This window comes from Arthrobacter sp. TMN-50, from assembly GCF_054511125.1.
Map to the genome: position 1 here is coordinate 1 of NZ_JBTNDG010000013.1, position 14,906 is coordinate 14,906.

General features: G+C 64.8%; 12 protein-coding genes. 3 read left to right on the forward strand and 9 right to left on the reverse strand.

What is annotated here, in order from left to right:
* A partial coding sequence (locus tag ACX80A_RS12875) for an ROK family protein (RefSeq protein WP_459260143.1) occupies positions 1-1,079 on the reverse strand: 1,079 nt, incomplete at its 3' end.
* A gap of 139 nt (positions 1,080-1,218) precedes the next feature.
* Here ACX80A_RS12875 and ACX80A_RS12880 point away from each other — a divergent pair.
* Positions 1,219-3,027: an AMP-dependent synthetase/ligase gene (locus ACX80A_RS12880; protein WP_459260144.1), complete on the forward strand. Its 1,809-nt coding sequence runs from the start codon at positions 1,219-1,221 to the stop codon at positions 3,025-3,027.
* A gap of 22 nt (positions 3,028-3,049) precedes the next feature.
* Here the strand turns inward: ACX80A_RS12880 and ACX80A_RS12885 are convergent, their stop codons facing one another.
* The 3 genes from ACX80A_RS12885 to ACX80A_RS12895 form a co-directional block, all read right to left on the reverse strand.
* Positions 3,050-4,450, reverse strand: a complete 1,401-nt coding sequence (locus tag ACX80A_RS12885; RefSeq protein WP_459260145.1) for a mycothione reductase — start codon at positions 4,448-4,450, stop codon at positions 3,050-3,052.
* The gene (locus ACX80A_RS12890) at positions 4,447-5,811 is read right to left on the reverse strand and encodes a MinD/ParA family ATP-binding protein (RefSeq protein WP_459260146.1); all 1,365 of its coding nucleotides are present in this window, start codon (positions 5,809-5,811) and stop codon (positions 4,447-4,449) included. Before ACX80A_RS12890 ends, ACX80A_RS12885 begins: the two co-directional genes overlap by 4 nt.
* Positions 5,812-6,022: 211 nt before the next feature.
* A complete protein-coding gene (locus ACX80A_RS12895) occupies positions 6,023-9,430 on the reverse strand; it encodes a pyruvate carboxylase (protein ID WP_459260148.1) in 3,408 nt (1,135 codons plus the stop codon).
* Positions 9,431-9,736: 306 nt separating this feature from the next.
* Between ACX80A_RS12895 and ACX80A_RS12900 the strand changes: the two genes are divergently transcribed.
* Positions 9,737-10,573, forward strand: coding sequence for a ParA family protein (locus ACX80A_RS12900; protein ID WP_459260149.1), 837 nt, complete (start codon positions 9,737-9,739; stop codon positions 10,571-10,573).
* Positions 10,574-10,611: 38 nt separating this feature from the next.
* Here the strand turns inward: ACX80A_RS12900 and ACX80A_RS12905 are convergent, their stop codons facing one another.
* The 5 genes from ACX80A_RS12905 to gcvH form a co-directional block, all read right to left on the reverse strand.
* Entirely contained in the window at positions 10,612-11,205 is a 594-nt protein-coding gene (locus ACX80A_RS12905) for a MerR family transcriptional regulator (protein ID WP_459260150.1), read from the reverse strand.
* 193 nt (positions 11,206-11,398) lie between these two features.
* Positions 11,399-11,902, reverse strand: a complete 504-nt coding sequence (locus tag ACX80A_RS12910; RefSeq protein WP_459260151.1) for a bifunctional nuclease family protein — start codon at positions 11,900-11,902, stop codon at positions 11,399-11,401.
* A gap of 11 nt (positions 11,903-11,913) precedes the next feature.
* Positions 11,914-12,663: a transcriptional regulator FtsR gene (gene ftsR / locus ACX80A_RS12915; protein ID WP_459260152.1), complete on the reverse strand. Its 750-nt coding sequence runs from the start codon at positions 12,661-12,663 to the stop codon at positions 11,914-11,916.
* A gap of 10 nt (positions 12,664-12,673) precedes the next feature.
* Entirely contained in the window at positions 12,674-13,168 is a 495-nt protein-coding gene (locus ACX80A_RS12920; protein WP_459260153.1) for an FHA domain-containing protein, read from the reverse strand.
* Positions 13,169-13,272: 104 nt separating this feature from the next.
* On the reverse strand, positions 13,273-13,659 hold the full coding sequence (gcvH, locus tag ACX80A_RS12925; protein ID WP_459260154.1) for a glycine cleavage system protein GcvH: 387 nt from the start codon (positions 13,657-13,659) through the stop codon (positions 13,273-13,275).
* A gap of 137 nt (positions 13,660-13,796) precedes the next feature.
* Here gcvH and ACX80A_RS12930 point away from each other — a divergent pair, with 137 nt between their 5' ends.
* Entirely contained in the window at positions 13,797-14,843 is a 1,047-nt protein-coding gene (locus ACX80A_RS12930; protein ID WP_459260155.1) for an ATP-dependent DNA ligase, read from the forward strand.
* Positions 14,844-14,906: the final 63 nt, after the last annotated feature.

Consider the following 14,906-nt stretch of genomic DNA (forward strand, 5'->3'; position numbering starts at 1 on the left):
CCCACTCTCGGGCGTTCCCCCCCCCCCCCCCTCTCGCCGAGCGCCCGCGGTCTTTCTATCCCCCCCTGGCCATCCGTGTCGACCCCGCGACCGGTCAGGTTGCGGGCAAAGGCTCGGCGGGCGGGTTCCAGCAGCAGCTCTCCCGCAGCACCAAGCCCACCACCGACGACGAAGGTCCCCGGATCCAGGGCTGCTGCGAGGTTGGCTAGCCCGAGCCCCAGCCACTGCCCGACGTCGTCGACCAGTTCCCGGCAGGCAGGGTCACCCTCCAGCGCCAGCTTGGTAACAATGGCACCGGTGATGAGCTCCGGGTCACCGTCGACCTCCCGCAGCAGGGCCTGCGCCACTGGTGAATTGGCCATGGCGAGCTCGCGCGCTTCCCGCCCCAACGCGTTGCCCGACGCGTACTGCTCCCAGCACCCACGGTTCCCGCATTCACAGCGGTGCCCCTGCGGGACGATGATCTGGTGCCCAAACTCTCCCGCCACACCAAAGCGCCCCCGCTCCAGGACGCCGTCCATAATCATGGCTCCGCCGATCCCGGTCCCCAAAGTGATGCAGACCAGCCTGCTTTCGCCTTGGCCAGCACCGAACCGCCATTCCGCCCAGGCCGCGGCATCGGCGTCGTTCACCACGGTAACCCGGCGCCGCAGGATCCGCTCCAGATTGAAGCGAAGTGGCTCGTTGCGCCAGGCGAGATGGGGGCTGAACAGCACCGTTCCGTTGGTTAGATCCATCCAGCCCGCCGCACCAATCCCCACGGACCTGATCCGGTATCCAGCGGACAACTCGGTCACCAGCTCAGCGATGATCGCTTCCACTTGGCGAGGGTCGTGTCCGGGGGTGTCCCTTCGCGCCTCGGCCAGGATATTCCCGCGGATGTCGACGACCCCGGCCGCCACCTTCGTCCCGCCAATGTCGATCCCGATGGCGAGACCTCGCCGCAGGAAGGTCGGCGAGGCCGGCGAGCCTGTCGTGAAGGCCTCGGGCCGACGTCGGACGGCACTGCCACCAGCCCCGGGCGCCCGCAACTGGCTTCGCAACCGTGGCTGCGCCGCTGCGTCCGTCTGCCTGATCATGGTAAGTCCTCGTCCCTGGGCCAGCTCTAGGCGTTGTGTGACCGTTACCGATTCGTACATTACTGGAGAGTACTAACGCTCGCCGAACCTATAGGCTAATAAAATCCCGCAGGTCTTGGAGATATCAAAGGAGATAATCGTGCGCGAATACAGCGTCCCCGTTCTGGTGGACACCCCCCGTGACAGCAATATCACGGAGTTGGTTGTCAAGCAGGCTGCAAAGCCCTCCAACCCCGCGTTGTTCTCAAAGAAGGACAGTGCCGGCGAATGGCAAAACATTCGGGCGACTGAATTCCTCGCTGACGTCCATCTCCTCGCCAAGGGCCTGATGGCAAGCGGCGTGCAGGCCGGGGATCGCGTAGCCATCATGGCTCGCACCCGGTATGAGTGGTCCCTGGTGGATTTTGCCATCTGGTTTGCGGGCGCCATCTCGGTTCCCGTCTACGAAACCTCGTCACCGTCACAGGTCGGCTGGATCCTCGAGGATTCGGGCGCCGTTGCCGCGTTTGTCGAGTCATCCCGCCACGAGAACGTAGTCCGTCAAGCCGCCGCCGCAGCGAATATTCCAGGTGTCCAGCACGTGTGGCAACTCGATAACAACGGCCTCGACCCGCTGCGCAGTGCGGGCAGCGACATCGGCGACCAGGCATTGGAGGCCCGGCGCGTGACAGCCGGGCTCGACGACATCGCCACCATCATCTACACGTCGGGCACCACCGGCAAACCCAAGGGCTGCGAACTCACCCACGGAAACTTCGTGGACCTGTCGGTCAATGCCGCAGCAGCACTGCCGGAGGTAGCCCACGAAGGCGCGCAGACCATCATGTTCCTCCCCCTGGCCCACGTGTTTGCCCGGTTCATCTCGGTGCTGTGCGTCGCGTCTGGCGCGACAGTGGCCCACACACCCGACGTCAAGAACCTGCTCCCCGATCTGCAAAGCTACAAGCCGTCCTTCATCCTCGCAGTCCCCCGGGTGTTTGAGAAGGTTTACAACAACTCGATGCTCAAGGCCGAGGACGGCGGCAAGGGCAAAATCTTCCACGCCGGAGCCAAGGTGGCCATTGAGTGGTCCAAAGCCGACCAGGCGGGCAAGGTCCCGCTGACGCTCAAGGTGAAACACGCGGTCTTCGACCGGATCCTCTTCAGCAAGATCCGCGACGCCATGGGCGGCCGCGTGGAGCACGCAGTGTCCGGCGGCGCGCCGCTGGGCGACCGGTTGGGACACTTCTTCCACGGCATCGGTCTGATGGTCCTTGAAGGGTATGGACTCACCGAGACCACCGCCCCCATCACCGTCAGCACCCCGAAGCGGATCAAGATCGGCACCGTTGGCGCGCCCCTTCCCGGCAATTCAGTGAAGATTGCCGACGACGGCGAAATCCTCGCGAAGGGCGTGTGCGTGATGCGCGGCTACTACAAGCGCGACGACCTCACCGAGGAAGCCTTTGTTGATGGCTGGTTCCGCACCGGCGACATTGGGGAACTGGATACCGATGGTTTCCTCAAGATCACCGGGCGCAAGAAGGAAATCATCGTCACCGCGGGCGGCAAGAACGTCATCCCGGCGCTGTTGGAAGACACCATCCGCTCCAACGCCCTGGTGTCCCAGTGCGTGGTGGTCGGCGACCATCGTGCCTTTATCTCAGCCCTGATCACCCTTGACGAGGAGGCGCTGCCGGGCTGGCTGGAACGCCACCAGCTACCCAAGGACACCACCATGGCACAGGCCTCCGAGCACCCACTGGTCACCGCAGAGGTGCAGCAGCTGGTCGATCAAGCCAACGCCAACGTGTCCCAGGCGGAGTCGATCAAGGCGTTCCGGATTGTGGCAACCGACTTCACCGAGACCAGCGGGCATCTGACACCGTCGCTGAAGATCAAGCGGGCGCAGGTCCTCAAGGACTACTCGGCAGTTGTCGAGGGGATCTATTCGGCTCCGCGCGCCTAGCCAAACCCTCTGTCGGGGCTGGTTACCCGGTCTTCAGGGACAGTAGCGCGTTTTCGACTACTTCCGTGAGGGCCGGGTGGATCCAGTACTGGCCGCTCGCCATGGTGTGGGCATCGAGCCCAAAAGACATTGCCTGAATCACCGGCTGAATGATCATTGACGCCTCGTGACCCATGATGTGGGCGCCCAGGATGATACCGGTGCCCTGATTCGCGATCAGCTTCACGAACCCGGTGGTGTCCTCCATCGCCCAGCCGAAGGCCGTCGACCCGTACTGCTGCACTGCCACGGTGATCTCAAAGCCTTCCGCTTCGGCCTTCGCCAACGCTTCCGACTCGGTCAGTCCGACGACGGCGACCTGCGGGTGGGTGAACACGGCGGCGGGAACGAACCGGTGATCGCTGGTACGTAGGTCCTCCGGGTGCATCAGATTATGCGAGACGATCCGCGCCTCATGGTTAGCGACGTGCTTGAGCTGGAACTTGCTGCTGACGTCACCGAGCGCCCACAGCCCATCCACCGGCGTACCGTTGCGAAGCACCCGCTGCTGCCCGTCCACGACCAAACGTCCGTCGGCTTCAAGATCGAGGCCGACGACGGCCGCATCCAGCCGATCGGTGTTGGGCACCCTTCCGGCGGCCACGAGGACGACGTCGACGTCGAGTTCCCGTGCGCTGTCTCCCGCGAGGACGGCGCGGACAGAGCCGTCGCCGTTGGCGGTCAGCGAGGCAACCGTGTGGCCAAGGACAACGTCCCACTGGCGTGCCGCCTCCGCGGTGAACGCCGCGGAGACGGTGTCATCGAGGGCTCGTAGGAGCTGACCGGACCGGTTGACCACCGTGACAGCCGATCCGAACGCACCGAAAATGTGGGCGAATTCGGCGGCAATGTAGCCGCCGCCGATAATCAGGATGCGGTCGGGCAACTCGTCCAACCGCATGATGGTGTCCGAGGTGTGAACCTGAGGGAGGGTGATGCCGGGAATATCAGGCAGCACCGCGCGGGACCCGGCCGCGATCACCACCTGATCCGCATGAATCTCTTCGCCGGATCCGGTCACGAACGACTTGTCTCCGGTGAAGCGGACGTAATCTTCGTAGAGGGTCACGTTCTCGAGCTCGTCGGCCCGGTACCGTCTGCCATCCTGCGAGATCGCGTCGATGCGGGAGAAAATCCGATCCCGGATGGCACGCCAGCTGACACCGCGTAGCTCAAGGTCCACCCCGAGCGCTGCCGCTTCGTGGCCGCCGGTGGCAAGTTCCGCCGGGAAGACGAACATTTTGGTCGGGATACAGCCGACATTGAGGCAGGTTCCGCCGAAGACGCCGCCGTCGATCAGCGCCACCTTTCGGCCGTCCCACTCGGGGGTGATCAGGCTGTTCCCTGATCCGGAGCCGATAATCGCCAGGTCGTAGTGAGTCATTGCAGCTCGTCGACTACCAGGGCCGCCAATTCGATGGCTGCATCTCGGGTGGCCGGTTTGAGCTGGGCCAGATCGATGCGGGACCCCTCAGCGAGGTGACGGTCATAAGGAATTCGCACAACGGTGCTGACCCGGGACCGGAAATGATCCTCGATCTCTGCGACATTCACCTGAGTGCCATTGCCCGAGGACAAGTTGATCACCACGATGGCGCTAGCCACCAGATCCTGCCGACCGTGCGCCTCCAGCCAGGACAGAGTCTCGGAGGCGAGCCGCGCCTCGTCGACGCTACCCCCGGAAACCAGTACCACGGCGTCGGCCTTCTCCAGTGTTCCCTTCATCACCGAGTGCACCATGCCGGTGCCCGAATCGGTGAGGACAATCGAGTAGTAGCGGCTCAGGATGTCGGTAACCGCACGATAGTCGGCGTCGTCGAACGCCTGGGCAACAGCGGGATCCGTGTCGGACGCCAGCACGTGCAGCCGTGACCCTTCACGGGCCACATAGCTGGAAAGCTGGGCAAAGGAGTCGACCATGAACCGGTTCTGGACCAGTTGGCGTGCGGTGAAGTCCGCCTTGCCAGGTGAGCGATCGGAGAGCGTCCCCCGGTCCGGGTTGGCGTCCATGGCGATGATGCGGTCTTCGCGGATCTGGGCCAGGGTCATGCCGAGCAGCGTGGTGACGGTGGTCTTCCCGACACCGCCTTTCCGCGACAGCACCGGGACGAAGCGGGTGCGCTCGCCCAGCCGCATCGCAATCCGGTGCTCCAGCGCCCGTCGAATGCGAACGGCATCCGAGTCGCCGAGGTTTACGTAGCCGAAGGTGAGCGTGTGAAGCAGCCGACGCCACCCGTCGACGGGTGGCCGCTTCGTCACTTCAAGGAGCCTGTCGGCCGTCAGGGATGAAGCCGTCTCAGGGCCGGCTTCCTTCCGCCGGCGGGCGCGGCGCGCCTCAGCGGTCTTTGGGACAGGCCGGTCCGCCGGAGGCGCGGCCTTGCCGGTTGAGTTCGCTGGGGGATTTGCCGACGGAAACCAGCCGCCAAGGTCCGACGCCGCTTCGGGAATCCCTGCGGGGGCTGCGGGAAGGTTAGCCGCCAGCGGGGTCGCCGCGGGCACATCTGCCGGCGGGGTCGCTGCGGGCATTGAAGAAGTCGCAGTCATTGATGGTGCCGCGGCCGGGGTTTCGCCGGTTCCGAAGGACCATGCGGCAGCGTAATCGACCGACGATCCGGCCAGCGCACCATGATCGCGCCGCGGCTCCCCTGCGCTGGGCGCACTGGGCGCCGTGCCAACCGGGGTAGCAGGGGCGTCGGTGACGACGTCGGTGGAATCGACGTCGTCACCGATGAGAGACTCGGGCACATCAGCCTCTGGCGTTGTACCTTCGGACGTTTCAGCCTCGTGCGCTTCAAAAGGCGAATCGTCTGATGGGTCGTTATCTGGGCTGGCGGACGGGCCGGTACCAGACGGATCTTGCGGGGCCATGGTTCCTCACAGGGTCAGCGGGGCGCGCTAAAGGCGCCGTGGTCTCCAGCCAAACACTAGCGCACCGGACCCCGCTACAGGATACCGGCTAGGCGGTTTCGATCACCATCAACAGGTCCCCGCCCTGCACCTGGGACACGGCGTCGACGGCGATCCGCTGGACGGTGCCACCCACTGGTGAGGTGATTCCGGCTTCCATTTTCATGGCCTCGATGGTGGCGATCGTGCCGCCCTGTTCGATGGTGTCGCCTTCGGCAACGGTGATGGTGACAGCACCGGCGAACGGCGCAGCGATCTGTCCCGGCATCGCCTTGTCAGCTTTTTCGGCTGCTTTGACGTCGCTGTGGATGCTGCGGTCACGCACGACGACGGGTCGCATCTGCCCGTTCAGCGTGCACATCACGGTGCGCATCCCCTTCTCGTCGGGCTCGGACACGGCGCTGAGCGTGGCAATTAACCGGACGCCCTTCTCCAGCGGGATGACGTGTTCGCTGCCCTGCTGCAGGCCATAGAGGTAGTCCCGGGTGTCCAGGACTGACACATCCCCGTACGTTTCGCGGGTGGCCAGGAAATCCTTGGTCGGTCCGGCGAAGAGCAGCCGGTTCAGGGTGGCCCGACGCAGTTTCGAATCCCCGGTCAGTGCTTCCTGGTCCTCGGCGCTGAGCTCGGTGTCACGAACCTTGACGTCACGGCCCTGCAACGCCTTGGTGCGGAAGGGTTCAGGCCAGCCGCCGGGAGGGTCACCGAGTTCGCCGCTGAGGAAACCGATCACCGAATCGGGGATGTCGTAGTTCTGCGGGTTCTGCTCAAAATCGGCGGGATCCACGTTGGTGCCCACGAGCTGCAACGCAAGATCCCCCACCACCTTCGACGACGGCGTGACCTTCACGAGGCGCCCCAGCATCCGGTCAGCTGCCGTGTACATGTCCTCGATGGCTTCGAACCGTTCCCCGAGGCCCAGCGCGATGGCCTGCTGGCGAAGGTTCGACAGCTGGCCGCCCGGAATCTCATGCCGGTACACCCGCCCTGTCGGTCCTGGCAGCCCGGATTCGAACGGGGCATACACGCGGCGGACCGCTTCCCAGTAGGGTTCCAGCGAGCAGACAGCCGCCAGAGAAATCCCGGTATCCCGTTCAGTGTTGGCCAGGGCCGCGACCAAGGCCGACGCCGAGGGCTGGCTCGTGGTGCCGGCCAGGGATGCGCTGGCGACGTCGACGGCGTCCACCCCCGCATTCACGGCGGCGAGCAGGGTGGCCAGCTGGCCACCGGCGGTGTCGTGGGTGTGGAGGTGAACGGGCAGGTCGAACCGTTCCCGCAGGGCAGTGACCAGCTGGGCCGCGGCCGCCGGCCTGAGCAGCCCCGCCATGTCCTTGATCGCCAGAATGTGGGCGCCGGCGTCGACCATCCGCTGCGCCAACTCCAGGTAGTACTCGAGCGTGTACAGCTTTTCCTCGGGGTCCAGCATGTTGGAGGTATAGCAGAGCGCCACCTCGGCGACGGCGGTGCCGGTGGCCCGGACCGCGCGGATGGCTGGCTCCATCTGGGAGACGTCGTTCAACGCGTCGAAGATCCTGAAAATGTCGATACCGGTCGCGGCGGCCTCCTTCACAAACGCCTCGGTAACCTCTTCCGGGTACGGGGTGTAGCCCACCGTGTTGCGGCCGCGCAGCAGCATCTGCAGGCAGATATTCGGCAGTTCCTTCCGGAGCGCGGCGAGGCGCTCCCACGGTTCTTCGCCGAGGAACCGCAGGGCGACGTCGTACGTGGCCCCACCCCAGGCTTCCACCGACAACAGTTGGGGGGTAGCGCGGGAGACGGCGTTTCCGGCGGCTACCAGATCGCGGGTGCGGACCCGGGTGGCGAGCAGCGACTGGTGTGCGTCACGGAAGGTGGTGTCGGTGACCGCGACGGCCGTCTGGGCACGCAACTCTGCCGCGAACTTCTCGGGCCCGAGCTCCTGCAGCCGCTGCCGCGATCCCGGACCGGGAGCGGCTTCGCCCTCAGCAGCGACGGGAAGCTTGTCGGCGGGGTCGATTTCCACCAGACGTCCACCGTGGGGCTTGTTCACCGTCACGTCGGCGAGCCAGGTGAGCAGTTTCGTCCCGCGGTCGGCGGAGACCCTGGCGGTGAGCAGTTCGGGCCGTTCGTCAATGAAGCTGGTCGCCACGTTGCCGGCGATGAAGTCCGGATCATCCAGGACGGCCTGCAGGAAGGAAATGTTGGTGGACACACCGCGGACCCGGAACTCGGCCAGGGCCCGACGGGCCCGGGTGACCGCCGACTTGTGGTCGCGGCCCCGGCAGGTCAACTTCACCAGCATGGAGTCGAAGTGCGGGCTGATCTCGGCACCTGCGTACACGGTGCCACCGTCGAGCCGCACCCCGGCGCCGCCGGCGGACCGGTACGCGGTGATCTGCCCGACGTCGGGCCGGAACCCGTTGGCCGGATCCTCGGTGGTGATGCGGCTCTGCAGGGCAGCACCCCGCACCTGGACGGTGTCCTGGCTGAGGCCGAGGTCGGCGAGGGTCTCCCCCGCAGCGATCCGCAGCTGGGCCTGGACCAGATCGACGTCAGTGATCTCCTCGGTGACCGTGTGCTCCACCTGGATCCGCGGGTTCATCTCGATGAAGACGTGCTGGCCGGCCCGTTCACCCACGGTGTCGACCAGGAACTCGACGGTGCCCGCGTTGACGTAGCCCAGCGCGGTGGCGAAAGCGACCGCGTCCCGGTGCAAGGCCTGCCGGATACCCTCATCAAGGTTCGGAGCCGGAGCAATCTCGATAACCTTCTGGTGCCGGCGCTGAATTGAACAGTCCCGCTCGAACAGGTGCATGACATTGCCCTGCGCGTCGGCGAGAATCTGGACCTCGATGTGACGGGGGCGAAGCACAGCCTGTTCGAGGAACATGGTCGGATCGCCGAACGCCGAGTCGGCCTCCCGCATGGCAGCTTCAAGCGCTTCCGGGAGGGCTTCCCGCTTGTCGACGCGGCGCATCCCCCGCCCGCCACCGCCGGCCACCGCCTTGGCGAAGATGGGAAAGCCGATCTCGTCGGCGGCGGCGATCAACTCATCAAGGTCAGAGCTGGGCTGCGATGACTTAAGCACCGGGATGCCAGCCTTCCGGGCGGCTTCCAGCGCGTGGACCTTGTTGCCGGCGAGCTCCAGCACGTCGGCGGGCGGCCCGACGAAGGTGATACCCGCTTCTTCGGCGGCCCGGGCAAGCCCGGGGTTTTCTGAGAGGAACCCGTAGCCCGGGTAGATGGCGTCACACCCGGATTCCTTCGCAACCCGGACAATTTCCTGGACGTCGAGGTAGGCGCGGACCGGGTGCCCCTCCTCACCAATGAGGTAAGCCTCGTCAGCCTTCTGCCGGTGGATCGAATTGCGGTCCTCGTAAGGGAACACCGCAACCGTCTTGGCTCCAACCTCGAAGCCGGCCCGGAAGGCGCGGATGGCGATCTCGCCTCGGTTTGCTACCAGAATTTTCGAAAACATCGTTCTCCTGCGTACGTGCATCTCACCACTAGGTTTGGGCGTTCGTGTCCTGCGTCACGACAATTCTCACCCTACCGCGCTGTGACGCCGACCTCTCAACCCCGCCCAGCATCTGAAGTCAACCGACGCTGAAACTGACCTTGTAACGGCTACGGCTCACCTATGATGGATGGTAGGTCAGCCGCCGTAGCGACTCAGACCAGATCCAGATGCAAGAGCGCCGCCAGCAGACGACTGGGGCCGGGGATTCCGCTGGCGCGACCTCTGACGGCCGTGTACACGAAATGTTAGGTATTGGTTTAAGAAGTGCAAGTAGTGAGCATCAGCAGCCTCAAAGGCGGAGTCGGCAAGACGTCCGTGACTCTCGGGCTGGCTTCGGCAGCACTTGAGGCTGGAATTCCGACCCTGGTGGTCGATCTGGACCCACACGCCGATGCCACCACAGGTCTGGGCGTGAAGTCCGCCGATCGGCTCGATATTGGTCGGTTGCTCAAGAATGCGCGCCGCGGCGATCTCGGGGCCAACGTGATGCCTAGCGGCTGGGTGGCATCGGCGCTCAGGCAGAACCCGCCGTCGTCGGATAAGAAACCCATTCTCGACGTCGCCGTGGGTTCCGCCTACTCCGGCATCTACGACCGGCCGGATCTGGGACGGCGGGACCTGCGACGTCTCGCCACCCTGTTGTCCCGCCTCGAGGGGTATGGGCTGGTTTTGATCGACTGCCCGCCGTCGCTCAATGGGCTGACGCGGATGGCGTGGACGGCGAGTAATCGGGTGCTGCTGGTCGCCGAGCCGGGCCTGTTCTCGGTGGCCGGCACTGAGCGGACCATGCGTGCGCTCGAACTGTTTAGACGTGAGTTCGCGCCGAATCTGTCGACCGCCGGGATTGTTGCCAACCGGGTGCGGGCCAGCTCCAATGAGCATACGTTCCGGCTGGCTGAAATGCGCCAGATGTTCGGCGATCTGCTGCTGAGCCCTACGATCGCTGAGCAGGCGAACTGGCAGCAGATTCAGGGCGCCGCCCACTCCGTGCACCATTGGCCCGGCGAATCGGCGCGAAACGCGGCCGGATACTTTGATGAGCTGCTGAAGAACCTGCTGGATTCCGGTCGGCTAAGAAGCCGCGTTGCCCGACGTGCCTGAGCCGGTTTGCTGACAACGCAGCCCGGCGATGCCTGGTCCTAGCTGATCTTGCGGGTGGCCCGGCGTTTGCTGAGTTCGTCGTCGGGAAAATCCTGGTCGGCTGCGTGCTCGCTGGGCAGGGCAGCGAGGCTGCCTTCCACCTCGCGCCACACCTTGCCGACGGCGATGCCGAAGACACCCTGGCCGCCCTGAACCAGGTCGATGACTTCCTCGGCCGAGGTGCATTCGTAGACGCTGGCGCCGTCGCTCATCAGGGTGATCTGGGCCAGGTCCTCGACGCCACGTTCGCGCAGATGCTCGATTGCGGTGCGGATCTGCTGGAGGGAAACCCCGGTGTCGAGCAGCCGTTTGACAACCTTCAGGACGAGAATGTCCCGGAAACCGTACAGGCGTTGGGTACCCGAGCCTGAGGCTCCGCGGACGGCTGGCTCTACGAGGCCGGTGCGTGCCCAGTAATCGAGCTGGCGGTAGGTAATGCCAGCGGCTTTGCAGGCTGTGGGGCCGCGGTAGCCGGCGTCCTCATCGAGAACGGGGAGGTCTTCTGTGAACAGGAGGCCTTGAGCGCTGGCCGGGATCCCGGATCCGGACACAACCGCGTTGGAACCCGTACCGGCGTCGCCTTTGGGACTCACGTGTTGCCTCCTCGTTCTGATTACCGTGGGAAAACTTGAACGGTGAACACTGGGCACACCAGAATTCTCAGGGTTTGCTCCCAAGTCTGCCTTGAGTTCATGGCTAGTGCAATGGACCGTATGCTTCGACGTTAGATCGCCCGGCACCCCAGGTCAAAGATGTGGGGCTTTAAGAGTTTGGCGTGTCGGCCCTTTAGCGCTCGAAATCCTCTGGTTCCACGTCGGCGAGGAACTCACGAAACTGGCGAAGCTCCCGTTCGGCGTTAACCGGCGGCGCGGCGGGCGTCTCGTCGTCGTCGTCTGCCTCGGTGATCTCCACCCCCGCCTCATCCATCACTGACACGGCGCAGTAGATGGGGCACGGGACGCGGAGGGCGACCGCGATGGCATCGGAGGCACGCGAGCTCACCGAGGTGCCGTCGTCGAACACCAGCTCGGCGTGGAAGACGGTGTCCTGCACAGAGATCAGCCGTACCTGGCTCACCTCCCGTCCCAACGCGTTGACCACGCTGACCAGCAGGTCGTGGGTCATGGGCCGGGGCGGGACGATCCCCTGCTGCACGAAGGCGATGGCGCTGGCTTCGGGGGCGCCGATCCAGATGGGGATGTGACGTTCACCCTTGGTTTCCTTGAGAAGGACGAGCGGTTGGTTGGAGGGCAGTTCGATCCGAACCCCGACAACTTCTACTTCAAGCATTGTGGGCCGCCTCAGCTATCCATGCGGGAAATGTGGCCCTGCACCAGCGCAGTGTGCAGGTTCAGGCACAGCTCGCTGATTTCGCGGGCCATTTCGGCGGCACGGGCCTTGGAGGCGACGTCCCGCCGGGAGGCGACCGGGGCGACGACTCGTTCCACGAGGCCTAGCTCGCGATCGGCTGCGGCACGGAACGGGCGCAGGTGCCGGGGTTCGATCCCGTGGCCCTCCAGCAGCACGCACGCCCGGGTGATCCGGAGGGCGTGTTCGTCGAAGCGACCATCGACCGGGGCGATCAAGCCGAACCCCACCAGGTCCAGCACCAGGGCGTGCCTGGCTCCCGCTTCGGCGGTCAGTGTTTCCAGTGTCAGCGAGCGGGTGTAGGAATTCAGTTCACGGGACATCTGATCGGAGACCATCCGCGGGGACAGCGTCATGCCGCCCGGCAGCGACTCGGGTTTCTCACCGCGGTCAATGGCGTCGACGTAATCCTTGATGACCTTCAGCGGCAGGTACTGGTCCCGCTGCAGTGCCAGGACAAACCGGAGGCGCTCCACATCGTGGGGTGCGTACTTCCGGTAGCCGGCCCGGGTTCGCTGAGGGGAAATCAATCCTTTTTCCTCAAGGAAACGGATTTTGGAGGCGGTGATCTGCGGGAAGTCCCCTGACAGTTCGGTGAGGACCTCCCCAATGTTGAGCACATTGCCGTGGACTCGCTCGGGAGCGAGTCCTACGGAGCGCCGCGCTGACTGGGGTAAGGGCATGCAGCGGGACCTATTCCTGTCCGAGAGGCTGAACTGGTGACTGCTGCTGCCCGACGGTCTGGGCAGTGTAGAAGGTCAGGCGGAACTTGCCGATCTGGATCTCATTGCCGTTGCGCAGGGCCACACTGTCCACCCGGTCGTGGTTAACGTAGGTGCCGTTCAGGCTGCGGGTATCCATCACTGTGAATCCGGCATTGGTGCGCTCAAACTGGGCGTGCTTGCGAGACACCGTGACGTCGTCGAGGAAGATATCGGCGTTGGGATGGCGGCCAGCGGTTGTCACGTCCTGGTCGAGGAGGAACCGGGCACCCGCATTGGGGCCACTGTGGGCGACCAGCAGGGCTGAGGTGCCGGGCAGTGCGGTGACCGCTGCCTGCTCTTCGGAGGATAGCTTCGGGTCCGCAGCGGAGGGCGCCAACGCTGGGATGCCAATCGTGGTGGTCTCGGGCGAAGGCGCCTGATTATCTGTTCCGCCATACGTGGCCGCGTTTTCGTTGCCAACCATGGTGTTCCTCCCCAGAATATGTGGCCAACCGGTCGCGAGACCGATTGGCCACCGTGTCCCTACAACGGTGATCTTGCCAGCTGTGCCGGACGGATCCGGTAGCTCTAGCCTACCTGCTGTGAGTAATCCGATGAACTCATCAGCTCATCCACCGCCGAGGGATCGGCAACCCTGATTTCGAGCAGCCACCCCTCCCCGTAGGGATCGGAATTGATCAACGCCGGATTGTCTTCCAGAGCTTCGTTGCGGGCGACTACCTCGCCGGTGACTGGTGCGTAAATATCGCTGACACTCTTGGTGGATTCGACTTCACCGACGACGTCGGCGGCCGTGATCTGCGAGCCGGCCTCTGGCATCTGAACATAGACCACATCGCCGAGCGCATCCTGGGCGAAGTCAGTGATACCAACGCGGACCACGCCGTCGCTGGTCGGCGGGGTCACCCATTCGTGCTCGACCGTGTAGTGAAGGTTATCGGGAACGTTGCTCATGGGGCAGCCTTTCGTCGTACTCCGGTCTGACTGGGTGCGACGTCCTGCGGATGCCACTGATCGAGTATAGGCATAGTGATTGAACGATGGGCAGGAATGGACTACCCACAGCTCGCCGAGTGAGGAAAGATCGGATCATGACCGATCTCCCCTTCCCCGTTCAACCCATGCTCGCCAAAGCCGTCAGCGATGTGCCCGAACCCGGCAGCGTGGCCGGCGGCCTCCTGTACGAACCGAAGTGGGACGGATTTCGTGCCATCATCCGCCGCGACGGCGACACCATCGACATCGGTAGTCGCGGCTCGAAGATGCTCACCCGGTATTTCCCGGAACTGGTCGAGGCGCTGAAGGTTTCCCTTCCGGAGCGGTGCGTGGTCGACGGCGAAATTGTGGTCCGCACCGGCTCCCCGGGCAATGAGCGCCTCGATTGGGAGGCGCTGTCGCAGCGGATCCACCCAGCCGAAAGCCGGGTGCGGCTGCTCGCGGAGGAAACGCCTGCCTCGTTTGTCGCTTTCGATCTGTTGGCGACCGGCTCCGTGAACCTGTTCGACTCGCCCTTCGCTGACCGTCGGGCCGCGTTGGAAGACATTGGCGGCGGGTTCACTGCGCCGATCCACCTCTCCCAGATCACTCAGGACGTCGAGCTGGCGCGCCGTTGGCTGGTCGAGTTTGAGGGGGCCGGGCTCGACGGCGTCGTCGCCAAGCCGCTGGACGCCGGCTACGAGCCGGGCAAGCGCCGAATGCTCAAGATCAAGCACCACCGCAGCGCGGACGTCGTCGTCGTTGGCTACCGCGTCCACACGAGTGGTGCGGGCGTGGGCTCGCTGCTGCTGGGGCTATACGACGACGGCGAGCTCCGCAATGTGGGCGGCGCCTCGGCGTTCACCAATAAGCGCCGTCTTGAGCTGGTGGATGAGCTGGAGCCCGACGTCGTGCGCGATGCCGACGGCGAAGCAGTTCGTGGGGAGACGGATCGGAGCCGGTTCGCTTCCAGCAAGGACGTGTCCTTTGTACGGCTGCACCCTCGGCGGGTGATGGAGGTGAGGTACGACCAGATGGAAGGCTCGCGCTTCCGGCATACCGCCCAGTTTTCCCGGTGGCGGCCGGACCGCGACCCCGAATCCTGCACATTCGATCAGCTGGAGGTACCCGTGGCCTACGACCTCAGCGAGGTCCTCGCCTAGCCCCTCCTTCCCTTCCTGTCGCAAATTTAGGACTCGGACCCGGCCTTGTGCGCAGTTGTGGCG

Coding starts and splice junctions, on each gene's coding strand:
- ACX80A_RS12885 (WP_459260145.1), bottom strand. CDS start 4,450: ATGACTCACTACGACCTGGCGATTATCGGCTCCGGATCAGGGAACAGC.
- ACX80A_RS12895 (WP_459260148.1), bottom strand. CDS start 9,430: ATGTTTTCGAAAATTCTGGTAGCAAACCGAGGCGAGATCGCCATCCGC.
- ACX80A_RS12910 (WP_459260151.1), bottom strand. CDS start 11,902: ATGCTTGAAGTAGAAGTTGTCGGGGTTCGGATCGAACTGCCCTCCAAC.
- ftsR (WP_459260152.1), bottom strand. CDS start 12,663: ATGCCCTTACCCCAGTCAGCGCGGCGCTCCGTAGGACTCGCTCCCGAG.
- ACX80A_RS12920 (WP_459260153.1), bottom strand. CDS start 13,168: ATGGTTGGCAACGAAAACGCGGCCACGTATGGCGGAACAGATAATCAG.
- gcvH (WP_459260154.1), bottom strand. CDS start 13,659: ATGAGCAACGTTCCCGATAACCTTCACTACACGGTCGAGCACGAATGG.
- ACX80A_RS12930 (WP_459260155.1), top strand. CDS start 13,797: ATGACCGATCTCCCCTTCCCCGTTCAACCCATGCTCGCCAAAGCCGTC.